Below are 16,677 nucleotides of genomic sequence, written 5' to 3'. Positions count from 1 at the left end.
ATTATTAATAATACACTGTAATCTCTATTTGAAAGGAGTAGTAGAGAAATATGGATTTATATTTTGGGGAAGCTCAAGATAACGATATCATTGAGGTCGTTAATTTGTCACGTAAATGGGAAGTTGAAAATATAACTTATGGGCTTGTAGCAGGAAAAAAGGATGACTACAAAAAGTCTGATGTTTGGATTTGTAGTTGCGCCGGACAAATTATTGGTTACTTGTCCGGCACCGTAAAATTTTCAGAATCCATGAGTGTACTTCCATGTAATTCACAGTATTTCGAAGTTGATGAACTTTATGTAGATTCGCCGTGGAGAGATAAAGGAATTGGTAGCAAGTTGTATTGTTATGTAGAGAATGTTCTACACGAAAGAGGAATCGAATACATTATTTTAAGTTCTGCAACAAAAGATTTTATGAAAATTATTAACTTCTACACTGGACATAACTTTGATTTGTGGACAATGGTTTTTTATAAGAAGATTAAGCGCTAGCAAAAGTATATATAGGTACTATACTGACTGAAGAGAGGATGTGATTGTTTATGATGGCTCGTGCTTTTCTGGAAATTTGCGAAAAAAAAGTTTGCTTTAATGGCGGTGACTATCGGATACTATCTTTTATTGCTCAATACTTTCGCAGTTTAAAAACAGATCGAGTAGACAGGGTTCCAGATTTACTTATTAATATAATCCAACATAATAGTTATGATCCTTTTGCAAGAAACATTAAAGAGCAGCAAACGGTTATTGACGGGGAGTATTTGGTTGGAAAACTCAACACCACTGAGTGTCATTTTTCTCCCGGGCGCTGGATTATCCTTAATGGAGGTTCTCTGGATGTACATTTATATACCGATAATATCGACTCCTGGAAACTGATGGTACAAGTTCTTCGGGATTGTATTATTAATCAGTGTTCTTTAAACGAAGTTTTATCATTACATGCTGCTGCTGTTGTAAATCGAGGAAGTTGCACTATTTTGTTGGGTGAGGAAAGTGTAGGTAAAAGCTCATTTGCAATAGCACTTGGTCTATTAGGATGTCCAATTATCTCTGATGATCGAATATTTATTTCTTTTAAAGATAAAGAGCTAGTTGCATCGTCTTTAGGGATACCTATTACTTTTCGAGCAGGCACATCGATATTGATTCCTGAATTAACAAAGTACGAAGAGGGTGTGCCGGAAGTTGTTTTTACTGACGAAAGGCTTAACTATAACTATAAGATTGGGATTGAAGAGAAGGAGTTATTTCCAAGTGATTCTATTTATCAGTGGAGAGGAAGAGATTATGATTTATACTTTTTGTCAAGAGATCCATCCGGTTACCGTTCCAGCGAAGAATTTAGTGAACATGCTGTATGGCACACTTTTCTAAACAATGCTCGAAGCAGTACCAACATTGTTATCGAATCCGAACGTAATCCAAACACTTTTAGAGATTATGTACGAAAAATGTTTGCAGGTGATAATACATGAAACGTGTGTTATGTATAGGTTCTCTGGAGAACTATTTTTTTGTTGAGGCTGTACATGCGTTTCAAAAAATAGGTTTAGATGTCATTTATCATTATGAAAAAAATGATAGAAAGCCAGATTTGATATTTTGTGTAAATGACATTCGTTATGATATTGATTCAAGTCTTAATGACATTCCTCTTGTAACCTGGATTGGGGAGAGACCTGTTTGGACACAACTTTGGAATAGCTTCGGTGCAAGACAAGCAGACTATATTTTTGTAACTGATTTTGAATACATAGATTTACTAAAACCAGAATATGAGAATGTGTTTTTTTTGCCATTGGCTAAATCTTCTTTCATTTATAATCAGCGCATTCACCAGTCATATAAATATGAAGTGACGTTTGTAGGAAACAATATGTTATCACAGATTTATAAAAATAATGAGTATTATTTGTTTGAGATGATAAATTCTCAAGAGCGAAATTCTGTCATTGAGATTCTAGGGAAGGCCGATCTTAACTTAAGTGTTAAAGCCCTTATTGAATCATGCGATTACATTCAGGAATTATACAAACGTTATGTAGTTTCAGCTAAAGGGAGTAGCCTTTATAAATTTAAGAAAGAACTGTTTATTAGCAAAATCGGAATGATCCATACTTATCTAAAAAGACTTTGTTATTTAAAAGGAGTACCTGATATAATCGTGTTCGGTAAAAGATGGGAAAGCCATTTTGGTGAAAGTGCTTTTCCTCCTGTACCATACCATACTGTTTGGGAAAAGGTTTATGCCAGATCGAAAATTAACATTAATATATCGTCCCAGCACATGCAAAACGCATTAAACTCTCGTATATTTGATGTTATTGGTGCACATGGGTTTCTACTGACGGATTATCGCGCGGGGCTTTACGATTTATTTGAGGAAGATGAAATTATATGTTATTACGACTTGGATGATTTAAATGAAAAAATAAAATATTACAGGGCACATGACAATATTCGAAATGAAATTATTAGGAAAGGGAAAAAAAATGTTTTAAATAACCATACATTTGGTAATAGAATACAACAAATCTTAAGGATAGCTTTATAATGAGCTTATTAATTAAAAAGCAAAAGTCTTATTCGTTAAAGCAAATAATCGGTATCAATCCATCAGCTTATAGCTCTTATTTTTAAACACAACAGACCCACAAAAGGGATACTTTTTTCAAAGAATCCTCTTTGTGGGTCACAGTTAATCGTCGGCGTATTTCTTTTTTCGAGTGTGGGTTACATAACTATTAATATCGTTGATGATCTTTTCTTTGGACTTGAGCCAGATCTGATCCGCTCTCTGTTTAAATCCTTTTTCACTGCATAACTTTTTTAATTCATTTTCGATCACAAAATGAGGGGTGAAGCTGGTAGTACCGCGGAAGGGTTCCAGGAAATCACGAATGAGCAGATACTCCTCTGGCCGCAGGCCATTTAAAGGTTGGCCATAGGATCCGGTATCAATCAGTTTTGATAAATACGGCACTGGCTGCCGGATCCCATCAATCCGGGTTTGTACATAGTCGAGGGCTATAATGAAGGCGTATTCTCCCTTCCTCAGCCACTTGGAATATAGATCTGGGGTAAGCTTGACCCCTAAGAACCCAGTGAAGAGTCTGGCTTGATCAAAAAAGTATTCTTGATTGATATCCAGGTGAGCATGAGTGAGAAATCGGGAAAGGTGGAACTGCAGGCCAATTATGCGATTGCCGGCCGTTTTATGTTCTACAATGTTAATCGATAACCCGAGCAGTTCCTTGATCTCTTCGATGGCTGGGGCTAATATTCTCGCTTTAAAATTGGCGTATCGCGGATATTGATGATGCACCCCAAGCATGGCCCTTAAATTTTCTAAGGAGACCACCTCGCCGGCCCAAATGCTGTCACGAATCAGTGAGTATAGCTTAATCGTAAAGCTGCTCTTAGCCTTCAATAGTAAGTCGATTTCATCGGAATTAAACAGTTTGGCAATACGGAGAAACAAAATCTCCACAGAGGCGTGCATCCGAAACTTGATAACTGATCCACGAGATAATTCTAAATTTTCTATTAGTTTCTTCTCGAATTCTACACTGCCGGCGTGAATGGTAATCTCTTGTGTCGCCAGATGGTTCAGGCTTGATTTCAGTTCTGAATATTTAATGCTTTTCCGCCCCATACGCTGGGATAGATCAGCAAGTGTAGCCTCATAGGAATGAAAAGGTGTGAGGTTCCAACGGATCACATCGGAAAGCCAAAGGAGGATTTTGATCTCAGTAAGGGTAATTTTCTGCAGCCCAAAATAGGACGCCTTATATGACATATGCTGGACACCACCTCTTACGCTATTATACTTTAGATTTGTATAGGACGTAACTTTTCTCTATCGGTGGAAGATGTTATAATCGAGGTATTATAAGAAAGATGAATTGATTTTCTCTGCTGACTAACAATTTCGGCGGAGAGCGAGAAGCTGTTTATGGCAAATAGGTAGTGGATTTGCAGGGTGCATGCGCTAGAAGTATGTGCTTTTTTTGCGTCCATTTTTCGGAGCTTATCATTTGATGGGCTCCTTTTTTGATCATAAACAGGTGAAGGAGGCACGATCATGGATCCATGATCAGCACAGGAAAGAGGGAAACTAAACAATCTTCGAGGAGGAATGTTTACATGGCTGGAAACCATGGGCGTAGGCAACATGATGGTAGTGAATCTCAAAAAAAAGAACTTAGTGGTGGCCTGGCAGATCATCTACTAGGCATGGCACTTGAAAAACGTAAACTAGCCAAAGATCATATTCAACAGGTATATGATTCGGTCCCGGCTAAATATCACAAACATATCCGGATTCTCTCAAGAAATGAGAAAATCTGGGATAAGGAATTCTTTCTAACGGATGAGCAGCGGAGACGTGGCCTGCATTCGTACCACAGTAAGACATTTGTTGAAACGTTCAGGCCATATGTGGACGTAGAAGGCCGCATTACGGAAATGATTGACGTACACCAAGAGCATGGCAGCGGGTACACACTAGAAACCTACGCGGAGCAGATCGGAACTCATTGGGTCATTGAATGCGTATTTGATGGACTCAACAAAAAGGGTCAGCGAGTTAAAACACGTGATCGAGCTGTGATCGGATTTGGAGGTACCGGCGTCGATGCGACAAATCCAATTGAAAATGCCACGACAAGCGCGGTAGGGCGATCACTCGCTCAGGCAGGATACGGATGTATTGGATCCGGCCTAACGTCTTTCGAGGATATGTTCATCGACATATCTAGGCAGAAGGCGCTGGAGGATCTGAAAAATGAGAGGAGATCTAAGGTGATGAATCAGAATGACAGAGGAGATGTCCAGGATCTCGATCGTGATTTCTCTCGCACGACTACTAAACAGACAAGTGAACCAGATGATCCGGTCAAAATGAAAAATTCACTAATAAACCAATTGATCAATCTTACAAAGGGATTTGATCAAACCTACGTGAAAAATCGAATCTCCCAATTACTAAAAGTCACCTTTAATGGGCGGTTTAATTCACTTGAGGTCGGACAACTGCGTTTGGTTGAAATGCATTTTAAACAAGAGATTGAGGATCAACAGGTTTCTTAAAGAAAGGAGTTAAGGCATGAGGCTACGTAGAACAAGACATGTTGGATGGTATGAGATTATGTCTCAATGCCCGATTTGCGGGAAGAAAGGGTGGTGTGGGATCAATGAGGACCAGACCATTGTCCATTGCATGCGGGTACCATCTGATAAATTTAAGGATACAGATATTGGTCGACAGTATACTCATTATTTGACGGAACGTATCCCTCGGGAAAAGATCGAGGTAGAGGTTTCAAATGCCGTAGAAAAACGTTCAAACGACCATCTTAATCGTGTATACCGTGCCTTAACGAGAGAAATACCGTTATCTGCAAAGCATGCTAACCATCTGCTGAACGATCGAATGATGGATGACCAGTCCATTCGTTTGAGAGAATATCGGACTATGCCGGATCGTGATCGTTACAAGGTCGCTAAAGGCGTCATTGGTCGCATAAGCAGTGATACGGACTTATTGGGCGTTCCAGGCTTTTTCGCTCAAGAGGGACGATATGGGCCGTATTGGACGATGGCCGGCGATACGGGGTTGATGGTTCCGTTTCGTTCGATTTTAAATGAGATCATAGGCTGGCAGATACGTGTAGATAAGCCAAAACTGGAATTAACGATGGAAGGTTCTATAAAAGGGGACATCTTGGAAGAGGTTGAACCTCTTCCTAACGGCTTGAGACGAGCGAGATGCTCGCTTCAAGTCCAGGACAAGACCCTTGAAGTGATCCTTACTGAGAAGGATAAGAAGATATGCAATTCCAAGTCAGGGCAATTCGTCTTTAGTGTACGATTGCAGCAAGGTACCAAGTACTGGTGGTGGAGTAGTGGTTCAAAATTAAATGGAGCCTCAATAGGTGGACCGCTTCCGGTCCATCTGGCGTTACCGTATCCATGTTTACCGTACTGGAAAACAGGCGAGGATCCTAGTGGCCTTATTGACTGCTCGGAAATTTGGATCACTGAGGGAGCAATGAAAGCAGACCTTGCTTCGGATATGATGGTAAAGCCGTTTATGGCTATACCAGGAACAGGAGCTTTCAGATTAGCTCTTGAACCACTTAAACAGCTCGGTTGCAAGCATGTCGTTCTAGCATATGATGCTGACGCTGTTACAACACCAGAAGTTCAACGTTCTTTAGAACTCTGTGCAGAATTTTTTGCTAAAGAGAGCGATATGGCACTGAGTCTTGCGATGTGGGATGTATCTTTAGGTAAAGGAATCGATGATCTTTTAAGAGCAAATTATGTTCCGCAGGTGTCCTCTCTGTTGGCTTAAAATTCTTCGTCGTTCCTTCCAGAATGCTGGCCGACTGATTGATGCTCTAGAGATGATTTGTCATAAAAGTAGGGGGAATGTTTATGGTTATCCAGACCAATCCAACCTTTGGAGAACAATTATCCCAAACTCAGCAGGCCCCTAAGGAGAGGGATAGAGTGGTCCATAAAAAGTATAAGCATTACGGAACCGGTGTCGTCATTGAAACAGCGAGGAGTGGTGTCAGGGCTCTTTGCGTTTTTCCGGATGCCAATCCTCCTGTGATTGCTTATTATAAAATTGATAATTTGGTAGTGGCACTTAAAAAGAATAACTAGTATTTATGGTATGGGGAGAGTAATTCTCCCCATTTGAATATGGACACAGTCAGGCGAGAAAATAAAGGGGTTACTACCCGAAAGATCCGGATTTTTAGCTTATGGAGGATGAAGACAATGCCCAATAAAAAAGGCTGGTACGCAAAGGAAGAAGTGTTAGAAACGGGATTGCCATATTACAACTCAATTTCTAAGCGCTGGACAGATACGCCATATCCATTTGCGGTGCTACTGACAAAGAGTCGTTGTAATGACCTGGGCGTTCCGATTCTGGCAAGTGGACGTGAAAAACCATCAGCTTTCCGTCATATCGCGTTAGCAGGGAGAGGAACAAATGATGATAAACGGTATAGATATGCTCCTTTATACGATCGGAAGGATGCATATCACCTTATCAAAAGCCAATTGTACCCTCATGAGATTATGGGAGATCCCGATGAACTATAATAAAAAGGAGCTGCCCAACGCTGTAAGGCAGCCTTCCAGAGCAACATGAACATAAATGTCTGATGAAAATGGATATTAACGAAATTAATTGTTCGTATACCAGCATTAACTGATACATAGAAACGAATAATGTCGAATAACTTAAAGTATTAAATAAACGAGAAATTGAAAGCGAGAGCCTTGTTGGCCCTCGCTTTTTTTGATTTTTTGAGATTGAGTATTTTCGACATTAGAACAAACTTTTTGACATTATCAGTGTTTTAATAAATACTAGGATATTTGTAAAGTTTTTGATTGTACCGAGGGGTGAATAACTCGTTGTGCAATTGTTACCCAGTCGATCTGGACAAAATCTTGTGGCACTGGATTATTACTTTCTCTTCGTGTGTTTATCTCTTCCTGCAATAGAATTCTAACCTTCCGTTGAACATCTTCAAATGATAAGCCTTGGACTTGAATACGAAAACCAGGAATATAAGCTTTATGATGAGACATACTTCCATTTGTCTCATACAAAATCGGGAATTTACCGCCAGCCATTACAATCGTCTCGGTTTTAGCGTTATCTTCTGGAATCAGCAGGCCAGAAGCAGCAAGTGATGTTATTTCCTGATTCATAATCTCTTGAACAAGGTAACGTACCTCTTCGTAGGTATCACCGATAATTTCTAAGTCTAGAATTGGTACGTAGGCTGCCACATTCGACGCAGCTCGATCTCCTTCATAAATGACTAAATAAGAAACGCGACTCATAGAATACGGACCCCCTTTGCCTGATTGCGAGCGTTCTTATTTGCAGTGTATATCAGATTAGTGAGTGTTGGAATAAAAACGGCCTGAAATGGGGTTAAAGCGACCTGAAATGTTGAAAATATAGGTAAAAGGGGGTGGGTCTTAGGGGGTAATTATCTGTATGTCCAGTCGGACGATTGCGTGGTTGTTCACGATAACTATTATTTTATTCCTATTAACAAACCTGTTTATGTTCGATAATATAAGTAAAAAGACCTTTTTTGAACGCGTGTCAAGTGAAATGACTATCACTTCGAAGCTGCTAGATTCAGAAATTCAAAAATTTAGTAAGAGTATAGAAATATCAGATTCTCTGTTAGCGCATTCGCTTCGAAATACAGCGATTGCGATCTCGAATAATATTCCTGAATCATATGAAGATGTTTCTAATGATCAGCTTAGTGATCTCGCGGAATACCTAGATATCAACATGATCTCGCTGATCGCGCCAAGAGGGAATGATTTTATAGTAGTCCGATCATCCGAACCATCTCGGGTAGGCATGCGACCTCCTAGTTCTGATACTTATAACACGGCATTTCGGCAGTTATTGAATTTAGAGCATTTGGAAGGGTCAAAACTTAAGAATTACTGGTCAGATCAGCCAATAGCTGGTGCTCTTAATTCTCATGCTCTTTATAAAAACGGCTTTTACTACGATGGAAGAACTAACTACATTATTAATCCTTATGTAGATAATGGATACTCTTACCTGATTGAGCAGGGAATGGATCTTAATAAGTACATAGAAACTATGCTTCGTGAGGAAGAAGGGGTATTGTTTGATATCGCCGTCTTTTGGGATAATCCGGCGCGCAGTAGTCGAAATGACCAAGAAAACTCGGGAGAATGGAGTCCTAGAAAAATAGAGTTACTATTTGGCACGAATGTATTCGAAGATCCGAGGGATTTGAAATATATTCAGAAAGTGGTTGAAGCAAGAGAGAATACATCCTATAGGGCTGAGATAAAGAATCATAAAATCGTGAAAACGTTTTATCATTGTCAGGATACAAATGGCTATACATATATCATCAGCATTACAGGTAACTTGGATCACACGAACCATGTATTCAAGGATTATATACTGAAGTATGCGACTCTCTCCTTGATTTTAACGCTTATTGGAGTCTTCGTTTGTGCATTATATAAACTAATTGCAAAATTCCAGAAGGAACCTGTTGTGGCGTCTTTGGAGCATCATGAAAGTACTACGGATCCTCTATGGATTGAGGTAAGGGGACAGCGCCATGATTTTCATAATCACTTGGATACTTTGCATGGTCTACTTGAGCTGGAGTATTTTGATGATGCTAAGGCTTACATCAATGAAATAGTAGAGGAGACAGCAACAATAAATGAAATTATCGATATCGGTGTTCCTGAAATATCTGCTCTGATTTTATCAAAATACTCAAAAGCAATGGCTGAGAACATTACTTTTAAATTTGAGCTTACTAATTTGACAGGATCAAAACCAATTCTTACAGGTTCCCGAAAGGTAGATGTTGTAAAAATTCTTGGAAACTTACTCGATAATGCCTTTGATGAAGTGCTAAAAATGAATCCGGACCGACGCCTGGTTGTGCTTAACGGAGAAATACGGAACTGTGAGTTTCGATTCTCAGTTAGAAACAAAGTGAAGCAGCAAATGTCGGTTGATTTAATTGAGCAAACGTTCTTACCGCGAGAATCCACGAAGAACAGCACTGGAATTGGCTTAAACATTGTTCGGGAGCGGGTTAAACGTAACAAGGGAAGTCTTCATTATGAACTTCCGGAAGATGGGTATATTCAGTTTAATGTATGGCTGCCGATAGGGGAATAGTAGGTAATAGTACTGCACAGGAGTAGAGGTGTTTCATGGTGGATAGAAATTATGCGGTTATCATTGCAGAAGATGGGTATGCTCAGCGCAGTAAGCTAAAAATGTTTGTCGAAAAAATGGGCCATACTGTTATAGATATGGTATCTTCCGGTTCTCGATTGATTGAAAGTTGTGTTATGCACCAACCGGACATAGTCCTTCTTGATATTGGGCTCGAGAAAATGGACGGAATTTCTGCATACCGTGTCCTTCGGGAGAGTGGTACTTCATCAAAGATAATTTTCGTTACAGGATCGAGCAGTTCAACTCATCTGTTATTAAGTTATGAATTAGACTCCGTTGATTATATTGTGAAGCCAGTTACCTATCAACGATTAGAAAAGGCCATCCAGAAAGCGATCATCCAGTTGAAAGCAGATAACATGCTGAGTACGCTGCAGGAAGAAAATATGAATATGATCACCGTTACATCAAGGCGTCGGGATATATCGGTTAACGAGAAAAAGGTTCTCTACGCTGAAAAGATTAATGATATGAAAATGATAAAGATCTACTTAAAAGATGGGAAAGTTGTCGAGACGAGAACTCCTTTAAAAAAGATCATGGATCAAACGTCTCGAATCATTTTTTGCCCTCATCGAAGTTTCCTGGTGAATTTGATTTATGTAGATGAGGTTCTTCCCGATCCCGTAACTCAAGGCAATTATCTAATTACAATGCGGAATTCAACAACACGTATTTTACTTTCAAGGAATAATTACGACGAATTTTTAGTAAGGCAGCGTGAGCTGAAAACAGGATTACCTGCGATCGGTGTCTAGTCTTGCAGGACCGCTCTTATTTAAATATAATATTGATATTACCGATTTACCATTTTTTTCACCGCCGCTATCATTTCGGCAGGTGAGCGAGTACTCCCTTTTTATGGGGAAATAAATATGAGGCATGAAACTGCCGTGGAGAACAAAGACACGCCTAAGGTGTGTTTTTTTGTTTCCACGGTTTTTTTTGTGCTCAAAAACAAGGAGGAATTAAACGATGGCAACAGCAGTAAAGGAACATGTCGGTACGGTCGTTAAAGCGGAGGGGGCTTCGTTTACCGTCGAACATGAAGCCATTATGAATGTGTTAGCTACATGTGCAAAGGTAGTTCCGAAGAGCAGCATGATTCCAATATTGAAATGTATTCGATTCGATTTGAAAGATAATGTGCTCTTCGTTACGGCGATGTCTGATTCTCAGGCAGTTCTTATGATGCTGCAGGTAGAGAATACTGGTGGCCTGGATGGTAGTTACTTATTTCCGTCGAGGGAAGGCATAGAGTTGGTAAAGCGTTTACCGAGTGGGCCATTGTCATTCAGCGTGAGTGAAGACTCTGTAAAAATATCATACGGAAATCGTGGATCTGCATCCCTTAAGGTACTGGATCCAGATGAGTACCCACAGCTCCCATCATTGGCCGGAGCAGAGTTTATCTCGATCCCCATTGATGTATTGCGAAAGGGGGCAGCAGCTCAACGATTTGCCTCAACTGATGCAACAACAGCAATCCTTTGCGGTATTAACATCTTCTCCGTGGAAGGTAGACTTGGCTTTGTTTCGACAAATAGGCACCGGCTATACCGTCTCATCACCGACGTAAAAGTACCTAAGGATCATTTCAATGGTGGCGTAATCGATGCATTGAATTTCAAAAACATCGTGGATACATTTAAAACTTCGGAGAGGATGGACATGGCCATCACTGGACACCATGTCATTCTTCGGGATAGAAGCAGTAATACGGTGTACTTTGGAAGACTATTGGAGGGGAGCTTTCCTGATGTTAATTCTCTTTGCCAAATGCCAGAGGAATTATACGTTGCAAAGATTCCTCTCAACCGGCTTGATGACACATTAAACCGAATGTTGTCACTCGAGTCTGAAAACCATCGTGTTTATTTTTTGCGCGGAGACAACGGGGAACTGATTGTGAAATCAGTAAGCCAAACTGGTGAAATTATTGAATCCATCGAGGGATCCTATGTAGACGAAGGCATGGACGGTGTGAGGTTCAACGGTCGTTATTTGAGGGATGCACTTTCAGTTAGTGATCGGGACGTGAATGATGTTCTATTCAACATCACGGGACCTGGTACCCCATCATTTGTTTTGTATGATGGAGATCTATCGGTAATGAACGTTGTATTGCCCGTTAGATAGTAAATTACAGGGTTGCCCAAAAAGAGCTGCGCGTATGCGCGGCTTTTCTATTTTCTTTCAGGGGGATGATAAATATGTCCGACAACATGAAGCGGATGTTCGATCGTATCGTGAGGAACAAGATTCGAATGGGAAACTTCGAGACGACGGAGAAAGATATGGTCTGTGTCAGAAATTTGTTGCACTACCCGCAACGGCCATTTTCCGTCGCAGACTTCTGTGCAGGAAGCGGTCGAGCGCTGGAAATCCTTACGGAAAGCTCAATGGCCGTTACCTTTGGAGTTGAACCCAATGAAGAGAAGTACCTGGAGCTTAGAGAACGTGTTCATCATTCGTGTTATGGCGGCTATGAGCAATGCCGAATTTCGAAAGACTATTTTAGGCTAATCTACCTGAATCCACCCTATGATGACGATTCGGAATCGGAAGAGATGAAGCGTGAGCGTAAAGAGAAGGTGTTTCTTCGTCACATTATGCAGTACTTAGCTGCGGACGGAATACTCATCTATAACATCCCAAGGCGACGAATGACAAAGGATATTGTAACTTTGCTGGTTACCAACCTGGATGATATCAAGGTGTACCAATCTCATGACGATACTTTCGGCCAAGTGTATGTGTTTGGCCGTAAACGATCCGTCAAATTCATTAATCGACCGGAAGTGCAGCGAATTCTTGGTTTGGTTGCTGAAGGTATGGAGCTTAATCGTTTACCTGAATCCGAGGAACCGTACTATAAGGTGCCGGCGGGTAACATAACCCCGAAATACTTCAGGTCTATGTTAATGGATGTCGACCAATTGAGAATGGTATCTTGTAATTCCTCATTATCGCGCAGAGGTATGGAATGGACAACTCCCAAGGCTCCTGCTTTGAAGTTGCAGCCCCTTCTTCCCGACAAGGAAATGCACAGGGTGTTGCGCATGGCTTCAGGGCGATTAAATGGGAAAGTCGGGAGCGGAGATCTTCTTCACGTTCTCAAAGGAATCGTGAAGAAGGAAGCCCTAACCGAGGTTGAAAAGGTCGGTGACGAAACTATTGAGACGACAAGGGAGACCTTTAAAATCACGTTCCGGATCGTGGATCGAGCAGGTAATATTCGTACGATTCAAAGCTAACAGCTTGAGATTTCAGAAGAGGGGAACTAAAGAACATGAAATTTATGGAGTTTAATCATAAAGATATTTACGTAAGAGTCCATTGTTCACTTTTGGTAACGAAGTATGATTCAGACCAAAAGAATCATTATCTCATTTATACAAATGTTATCGATATTGACTCACGCGTGCAGGCTGTATTCGCACAGTTTCATCATGCCAAAAAGGCCGAGGATGTCAACTTCCGAATCTATCATGCACCACGAATTGGGGAAAAACCCGGTGAACACTCTGCCATATATGTGAAGCCATACGGAAAGTACAAACACCTTTCACAACGTGAAGACGAAACCCTGGTCACCGGAATTGTGGCCAGTGAAAGAGTGCTGTCACGTGAAGATCAAGGTTACTGTATCTTTGCATGGGATGGAAACATTCATGAAAAGCTCTTCTGGGCAATCGATGCTTATTATGAAACTCCGTTACTTGAAGAATGGATCCCATATTTGTATCAACGCCTTTTCCAGGACGGATATCTCATTCCGCTTGATGTGCGGGACTATACGGGGGATTATAGTAAGTTGGCTGCCTTCGAGTTGTTGGCCGGTGAAGACATTCTAGACGAATATGTGTCCTATGGACTCAGAACAGGCGCTATTCGACTGGTCGATGATACGAAGGAAGGGGCTGCTTCATGAGTACTCACGTAGAAAGCCATAATATGGCGATCGAGGAGATCGATCCATCGTTAGGGGAGAAGAGTGTAACATCACTTGCGGATATAGAAAACATTGGGGATTATTTAGAATTATTCGGGCCCGCTCTTATTCGGCGTCTGAATGACGAATATGTCCCGGTTCATCATCCTGGACATGATAAGCCACTCGAGGTGTTAGAAAACTTCAAACGTCCTTTATTTCAAGCGCAGGCTCACGTCGTAACTGCTTTAATCAAGGGGTTTAAGCGTCATCGGAATCTCTTTGTGATTGGTGAGCCTGGAACAGGGAAAACATCCGTCTCTATTTCGGTCTTCTATTCGCTCATTACTGAGCTGCTTCAGAAGAAAGCTGGGCGAGTCCTTTATATGGTTCCCAATCACTTGATCAAGAAGACGAAGCGGGAATGCGGAATATTACTGGATAAGAATCTGTTTGAGGTTCATTTTTTGTCTGATTATGTAGATGTCATTAGACTTCGTGATAGTCGGAAGTTGGATACCAAGCCTCAAAAGATTGAGGTGTTTATCATAGCAAGGGATACTGCTAAGCTTGGTTACATCTACGAGCCGGCTGCTCAATGGTCGGACCGTACATATCAGCAGCGGATCCCGACTAATGATGGAGATTTTTATATGGTCGAAAAAGTTGCATTTCGGGGATGGAAATGTCCGGATTGTGGAGGCCAGTTGATGAAAGAAAAAGAAGGCGGCCTCGTACCCATGGAGCATGATGACTTTTTCGATAAACATGGAAAACCCAAGCGACGAAAAAGTAATTTGTTCTGCTCAAATCCTGTAAGACTGTATGAAAATTCTGATCCGGATAAGGACGAGACCCGTATTTGCGGAGCTCGGCTCTGGCAGGCAAAAAATCGCAATAAAACGTTCATCTCTGGCATGCCGAAGCCGGTGACTGGGACGGCGCCACGCAAGGTATCTCCTGCAGAATTGTTTAAGCGGTGGTTTAAGGGGAAATTTGACTTGGCCATCGGAGATGAATGCCATGAGCTTGCTGGTGGTAGTGCCCAAGCACACGCCTTTCATGTCTTCTTAAACTGTGCTAGACGTGGGATCGCTATGACGGGCACCTTGTCAAACGGTTACGCTTCCTCCTTATTCGAGCTGATATTTCGTATGTTTCCTGCTCGTATGAAGCAGTTAGGTTTTAACTGGGATGATGTAGGAAAATGGATTGACTTATACGGCGTTCGCGAACGGGTAACGAAAATACGTGATGAAGGAGATTTAAACAGCTCCAGTAACGGGAAATCGAAACGTACCAGCGTGAAGGAACAACCAGCTGCAGCTCCTCAGCTCTTTACGGACATTCTAAGCGATGTTGCTGTGTTCATTCAAATGGCTGATATGTTTGAGGTGTTGCCGGAACTTAGCGAAGGGCCGATGAGTGTTCCACTTGAGGGTGAGCGAAAGTTTGTAAACTGCAGCACTCGTATTGAACGTCGACCAGGAGTTAAGAGAGGGCTTAGGAAGGGAATGAGGCTGCTTGCGCCTGCCGGGTACCTAAAAGAGAATATAACCAAGGTAGAAAACCTTCTGAGAGCAGCCATTGAAAAAGAACTCTCAGCAGGGGGACAGTCGTTGTTGCTCGGCAGCTTGCTTAATACGCTCTTGAGCTATCCGGATGTTCCTTTCAACTTTAAAGGGGTCTATCATCCGGATACAGGAAAGTGTATTGTACCCGACAAGTATCGGTTAAGTGACCGCCTCTTATATCCTAAAGAACTACAGATGATCAAGTTCGTGCGCTCGCAGTTGAAGCTTGGGAGAAGAGTCGGCATTTACTCAACCTATACCGGTAAAATGAAGACATTGCAGCGGCTTTCTCGACTGCTTGAAGAACGAGGGATTAAAACTGCGATTCTTGAGTCTGATGTCAAGGGTAAAGATCGGGAAGAATGGATTGCTGATCGAGTGCATGAAGGAGTACAGGTCATCTTAACTAATCCAGTATTAGTTAGCACCGGACTCGATCTTCTCATGTTTCCGTCGCTCTATTTTTACCAGACAGGATACCGACTGAACATTGTACGCCAAGCTTCAAGACGCCACTGGCGGATCGGTCAGGCAAATAAATGTTTGACCGTGTACAATTCGTATAAGGGAACGATGCAGGAACTTGCGATAAATTTGATGGCAGCCAAAATGAGTGCTGCACAGGCTTTAGAGGGGCAGTTCTCTCAAGAAGGACTTTCTGCCCTCACTGAAGGAACTGGGGGTAGCTTAGCTACTGAATTGGCGAAGCGCTTTGTTGGGAACAACATTGAAGGTGTGGAGAGCGCAGAGTCCATCTGGGGGAAGATGACAATTGATGCAAGTCAGTTCATTCCGGATACTTTGGTTCAAATTGCGCCAGCGGCAGAGGATCCAATCGCCGAAGTCGATGTCAGTCTCAGTGAAGAGCAAAAACCAGAAAGTACATTGCCACTGGGGGTCGAAATTTTCGAGGCACAATCACTACAGGAAGCCCTTCTAGGTTGGGCAAACGCCGTTATTCCTGCTGATCTTTATCCTCGTTTTGAGCAGCAGATTGAGTACGTAGCTGATCGAGTAAAGCTTGGCGTTGATGGATTGGATGTTTCCGGCCGACCTGATTCGACCATTTTGACCTGGGATTGTTCAAAGGCTCCCAAAGAGACAGCTGGCTTTCGCAGGTGGGTGTTTCATTTAACCAACAAACTGGTTCAGGAGCAACCCTATCCTTCGCAGGCAAAGATTGAGCTTGTGGTTGAGGGCAATAAACCAGGGGCTAAGACAAAAAAGAAGTATAATGTAGGAGCCGGCCAGATAGCTTTTAATTTCTAAACGTTTTGGGGGAGCTATAAGCTCCCCAATGGTTAAAAAAATGGAAAGGGGACGTGTCAAATGTCTGTTCCATATTAACACCGGCTG

The 16,677-nt window shown here is 41.7% G+C and carries 15 protein-coding genes; 13 read left to right on the top strand and 2 right to left on the bottom strand.

Annotation, left to right across the window (positions count from 1 at the left end; translation table 11 throughout):
* The first annotated feature begins 50 nt into the window (after positions 1 to 50).
* The 3 genes from AC0VZ8_RS34820 to AC0VZ8_RS34810 are packed head-to-tail and all read left to right on the top strand — an operon-like array spanning position 51 to position 2,562.
* A complete protein-coding gene (locus AC0VZ8_RS34820) occupies positions 51 to 497 on the top strand; it encodes a GNAT family N-acetyltransferase (RefSeq protein WP_475487892.1) in 447 nt (148 codons plus the stop codon).
* A gap of 50 nt (positions 498 to 547) precedes the next feature.
* On the top strand, positions 548 to 1,483 hold the full coding sequence (locus AC0VZ8_RS34815) for a phosphoenolpyruvate carboxykinase (ATP) (protein WP_475487891.1): 936 nt from the start codon (positions 548 to 550) through the stop codon (positions 1,481 to 1,483).
* Positions 1,480 to 2,562 (top strand): glycosyltransferase family protein, encoded by a 1,083-nt coding sequence (locus tag AC0VZ8_RS34810; protein WP_475487890.1) that lies wholly within the window; start codon positions 1,480 to 1,482, stop codon positions 2,560 to 2,562. Before AC0VZ8_RS34815 ends, AC0VZ8_RS34810 begins: the two co-directional genes overlap by 4 nt.
* Before the next feature lie 144 nt (positions 2,563 to 2,706).
* Here the strand turns inward: AC0VZ8_RS34810 and AC0VZ8_RS34805 are convergent, their stop codons facing one another.
* Entirely contained in the window at positions 2,707 to 3,807 is a 1,101-nt protein-coding gene (locus AC0VZ8_RS34805; RefSeq protein WP_475487889.1) for a replication initiation protein, read from the bottom strand.
* A 347-nt stretch (positions 3,808 to 4,154) separates the two neighbouring features.
* On the opposite strand from AC0VZ8_RS34805, the gene AC0VZ8_RS34800 reads away from it, so the two are divergent.
* The 4 genes from AC0VZ8_RS34800 to AC0VZ8_RS34785 all read left to right on the top strand — a co-directional run bounded on the left by AC0VZ8_RS34800 (position 4,155) and on the right by AC0VZ8_RS34785 (position 7,130).
* On the top strand, positions 4,155 to 5,099 hold the full coding sequence (locus AC0VZ8_RS34800; protein WP_475487888.1) for a hypothetical protein: 945 nt from the start codon (positions 4,155 to 4,157) through the stop codon (positions 5,097 to 5,099).
* A 16-nt stretch (positions 5,100 to 5,115) separates the two neighbouring features.
* Positions 5,116 to 6,366: a toprim domain-containing protein gene (locus AC0VZ8_RS34795; protein ID WP_475487887.1), complete on the top strand. Its 1,251-nt coding sequence runs from the start codon at positions 5,116 to 5,118 to the stop codon at positions 6,364 to 6,366.
* An 83-nt stretch (positions 6,367 to 6,449) separates the two neighbouring features.
* Complete coding sequence (locus AC0VZ8_RS34790; RefSeq protein WP_475487886.1) at positions 6,450 to 6,683, top strand: hypothetical protein; 234 nt, start codon at positions 6,450 to 6,452, stop codon at positions 6,681 to 6,683.
* Between the two features lie 117 nt (positions 6,684 to 6,800).
* Positions 6,801 to 7,130: a hypothetical protein gene (locus tag AC0VZ8_RS34785; protein ID WP_475487885.1), complete on the top strand. Its 330-nt coding sequence runs from the start codon at positions 6,801 to 6,803 to the stop codon at positions 7,128 to 7,130.
* Positions 7,131 to 7,400: 270 nt separating this feature from the next.
* On the opposite strand, the gene AC0VZ8_RS34780 is transcribed toward AC0VZ8_RS34785, so the two are convergent.
* Positions 7,401 to 7,883, bottom strand: a complete 483-nt coding sequence (locus AC0VZ8_RS34780; RefSeq protein ID WP_260069526.1) for a hypothetical protein — start codon at positions 7,881 to 7,883, stop codon at positions 7,401 to 7,403.
* Positions 7,884 to 8,043: 160 nt separating this feature from the next.
* Between AC0VZ8_RS34780 and AC0VZ8_RS34775 the strand changes: the two genes are divergently transcribed.
* The 6 genes from AC0VZ8_RS34775 to AC0VZ8_RS34750 all read left to right on the top strand — a co-directional run bounded on the left by AC0VZ8_RS34775 (position 8,044) and on the right by AC0VZ8_RS34750 (position 16,590).
* Positions 8,044 to 9,750 carry a sensor histidine kinase gene (locus AC0VZ8_RS34775; RefSeq protein WP_475487884.1) on the top strand — a complete coding sequence of 569 codons (1,707 nt, stop codon included), beginning with the start codon at positions 8,044 to 8,046 and terminating at the stop codon, positions 9,748 to 9,750.
* A 35-nt stretch (positions 9,751 to 9,785) separates the two neighbouring features.
* Positions 9,786 to 10,571 (top strand): LytR/AlgR family response regulator transcription factor, encoded by a 786-nt coding sequence (locus AC0VZ8_RS34770; protein WP_475487883.1) that lies wholly within the window; start codon positions 9,786 to 9,788, stop codon positions 10,569 to 10,571.
* Positions 10,572 to 10,788: 217 nt separating this feature from the next.
* On the top strand, positions 10,789 to 11,952 hold the full coding sequence (locus tag AC0VZ8_RS34765; RefSeq protein ID WP_475487882.1) for a DNA polymerase III subunit beta: 1,164 nt from the start codon (positions 10,789 to 10,791) through the stop codon (positions 11,950 to 11,952).
* Between the two features lie 74 nt (positions 11,953 to 12,026).
* Positions 12,027 to 13,070, top strand: a complete 1,044-nt coding sequence (locus tag AC0VZ8_RS34760; protein ID WP_475487881.1) for a DUF6094 domain-containing protein — start codon at positions 12,027 to 12,029, stop codon at positions 13,068 to 13,070.
* Between the two features lie 35 nt (positions 13,071 to 13,105).
* Positions 13,106 to 13,747: a hypothetical protein gene (locus AC0VZ8_RS34755; protein ID WP_475487880.1), complete on the top strand. Its 642-nt coding sequence runs from the start codon at positions 13,106 to 13,108 to the stop codon at positions 13,745 to 13,747.
* Positions 13,744 to 16,590 carry a P-loop NTPase family protein gene (locus AC0VZ8_RS34750; protein ID WP_475487879.1) on the top strand — a complete coding sequence of 949 codons (2,847 nt, stop codon included), beginning with the start codon at positions 13,744 to 13,746 and terminating at the stop codon, positions 16,588 to 16,590. Before AC0VZ8_RS34755 ends, AC0VZ8_RS34750 begins: the two co-directional genes overlap by 4 nt.
* The last annotated feature ends 87 nt before the right edge of the window (positions 16,591 to 16,677 follow it).

The organism is Paenibacillus sp. QJM3NY_38 (assembly GCF_056173265.1).
The sequence above is the reverse complement of the archived record's forward strand: the minus strand, read 5'-3'. Positions and strand labels throughout refer to the sequence as shown.